3 protein-coding genes are annotated in these 3,111 nt (G+C 56.6%); 2 read left to right on the forward strand and 1 reads right to left on the reverse strand.

The features are described from left to right. On the forward strand, nucleotides 1-852 hold an 852-nt coding region (locus RI563_RS12965; RefSeq protein ID WP_411293587.1), incomplete at its 5' end, for an acetyl-CoA carboxylase biotin carboxylase subunit family protein. Further along, nucleotides 849-2,888 (forward strand): CocE/NonD family hydrolase, encoded by a 2,040-nt coding sequence (locus RI563_RS12970; protein WP_310694803.1) that lies wholly within the window; start codon nucleotides 849-851, stop codon nucleotides 2,886-2,888. The genes RI563_RS12965 and RI563_RS12970, both read left to right, overlap by 4 nt. 10 nt (nucleotides 2,889-2,898) lie before the next feature. Here the strand turns inward: RI563_RS12970 and RI563_RS12975 are convergent. Further along, nucleotides 2,899-3,111: isoprenylcysteine carboxylmethyltransferase family protein (locus tag RI563_RS12975; RefSeq protein WP_310694804.1), on the reverse strand; the 213-nt coding region annotated here is incomplete at its 5' end.

Here is a 3,111-nt window from a genome sequence, read left to right on the forward strand (position 1 = left end):
CTGGGCTTTCGCATCAATGATGCAGGGGATTTTCACCGGGCCATAGGCATCGTACGTGAGCGCATTCACCGGCTGGGCGACCCGTTCAATGCGATTCTTGCCAAAGCCCGGCTGCCCAAGGCAATCGCCGGTATCAGTGGCAATTATCTGATCGCCGAGGAACTGATCCACGGCCTTGAAATTGCGCCGGAGGGAAGCATTCAGCATGGCCGTTATCGTGTTCACGGCATGATCGATATGGTGCGCGATCACAATCACAAGAGTTTCCTGCGCTACGAATACCCTTCAAAGGCCCCTAAGCGGGTACAGCAACGTGCCATCGATGTGGCCGAGCGCGTACTGCAACATATCGGGTTCGATAATGGCTGTTTCAACATGGAGTTTTTCTGGGACAGGGACACCGACAAACTTCAGATCATTGAGATCAATCCACGCATCTCCCAGTCCCACTCTTACCAGTTCGAAAAAGTTGACGGCATGTCGAATCACGAGATTGCCGTGCATGTGGCGGTCGGCGATGAGCCACACTTTGTTGAAGGCAAGGGGCCATATAAACATGCCGCCAAATTTTTGCTGCGGCATTATACCCAGGATGACGCAGTAGCAATCCGGGTGCCGACCAAAAAGGATCTGGACCTTTTACTGAAGGAACAGTCTGATACGGATGTCATCCTCAAACTGAAAAAAGGCCAGCGACTGTCATCGCTAATCGATCAGGATGCCTATAGCTATGTATTGGCAGAGGTGCATGTCGCCGCACAGACTACCCACGAGATGCTGGAAAAATATCATCGGGCCGTGGAATTGTTACCCTTCGAACTTGAACCTGTGGATGAGGAGGCGTCAGCATGAGCCTTACCACAGTGCATCCCGATTCCCTGCCCCACAGAATCGAAACGGTTGAAAACGTCTGGATTCCTCTGGCTGATGGCAGTCGGTTGGCAGCGCGCCTATGGCGGCCACTATCGGCCTGGCATCACCCGGTACCAGCCATCGTAGAATATATCCCCTATCGCAAACGGGACCTGACACGCGCCCGGGACGCCATTACCCACCCCTACCTGGCCGGGCACGGTTACGCCTGTGTGCGGGTGGATTTGCGGGGTAGTGGCGACTCGGATGGCGTTATGATTGACCAGTACCGGGAACAAGAGCTGGATGACGGACTACAGGCGATCCACTGGATTGCCGAACAACCCTGGTGCGACGGCAATGTCGGCATGATGGGCATTTCCTGGGGCGGCTTTAACGCACTGCAGATTGCGGCACGGCGACCGGAAGCCTTGAAAGCCATCGTCACTGCCTGCTCTACCGATGACCTGTACACGGACAATATGCACTACATGGGCGGTTGCTTGCTGACCGACAATCTTTCCGAGTCGACAACAATGTTCTCAGTGAACAGCTGCCCGCCTGACCCTGAAATTGTGGGCGAGCGCTGGCGCGACATGTGGCTGGAACGACTGGAGGGCAGCGGCCTTTGGCTGAATACCTGGTTACGGCACCAGCGTCGCGACCCATACTGGCACCATGGATCCGTCTGCGAGGATTACACTGCCATCCAGTGTCCGGTTATGGCCGTCGGCGGCTGGGCGGACGGCTATACCAATGCCATTTTCCGGTTGCTTGAGCACCTTGACGTTCCGCGCCAGGGGCTGATCGGGCCTTGGGGACACAAGTATCCGCACCAGGGCATTCCGGGCCCGGCGATCGGCTTTTTGCAGGAAACGTTACGCTGGTGGGATAACTGGCTGAAAGGCCACGACACCGGAATCATGGCCGAACCCATGCTGCGCGCCTGGATGCAGGACAGTGTACCGCCCACCACATCCTATAGTGAGCGGCCCGGCCGCTGGGTTGCGGAGCCAAACTGGCCCTCGCCACGCATCACCGCGCGCCAATTCAGGCTCGGTCCCTGGCAGCTGGTTGAGGAAAAAGGACAGAGTGAGAAAGGCGAGAAGGTGGACATGCCCATCCAGTCTCCACTCAGTGTGGGCCTGTTTGCCGGCAAATGGTGTTCGTACACTGCCGCCCCGGACCTGCCTCACGATCAGCGCGAGGAAGATGGTGGTGCGTTGGTTTTCGAGAGTGCTCCGCTCACAGAAGACCTGGAAATTCTGGGCGCGCCGGTAGTGGAGCTACAGGTGGCCAGCAACCAGCCGGTAGCCATGGTAGCCGTAAGGCTGTCTGACGCAGCCCCGGATGACAAGATTACACGGGTGACCTACGGCCTTATGAATCTCAATCACCGCCAGGGGAGTGACCGACCAGAAGCACTCGTGCCCGGCGAATTCTTCCAGGTTCGGATACCAATGAATCATGTCGCCCAGGTATTCCCCCGGGGGCATCGGCTTCGCCTTAGTATCTCCACCTCCTATTGGGCGCTGGCATGGCCGCCCCCGGAAGCAGTGCGACTCACTGTTCGCTCCGGCAATTCCCTTCTGGAGCTACCGGTGCGACCTATAAGCGACACAGATACCGCCATAGGTTTTGAGCCGCCGGAGGGCACCCCGCCAATCGGTATCACACGACTTCAACCCTCCCATCACAATTGGCTGGTGCACCGGGACCTGGCCGAGGATTTGTCGATACTGGAAGTTATTCAGGACCTTGGAGAGTTCCGGATTGACGAAATTGATATGACAATCGCAGATTGTACACGCAACTGGTACACCTACCGGGACGACGACTTCACTTCGCCAAAGGGGGAGACCAAAACCGAACGCCATTTTGAACGGGGTGACTGGTCCGTTCACACGCGCACACACACCATACTGACGGCAGATACAGAGAATTTTTACGTATGGGCGGAACTGGATGCATGGGAAGGTGAGAAACGAATTTTTTCCCGCGAATGGGACCTGAAGATTCCTCGCGACTTCACATAGTTTCTCTACCTTAAAGCCACCGACGGACCTGAGACATATAGTGCAGGTAGGCCTCCCCGAACAATGCCCGCATGTGCCGTTCCTCAGGCAGGATCTGGAAGCGGTTCATGTAGATGATGAATAGCGGCAACAGCAGGGCGGCAAAAACACTGCCCAGGAAAAGTCCCCAGGCGACAAGCATCAGCAAGAAACCCAGGTACATCGGGTTTCGGGTGTAACGGTA

This window comes from Thiohalophilus sp., from assembly GCF_031581315.1.
In the GTDB taxonomy this organism is placed as follows: Bacteria; Pseudomonadota; Gammaproteobacteria; order UBA6429; family Thiohalophilaceae; genus Thiohalophilus.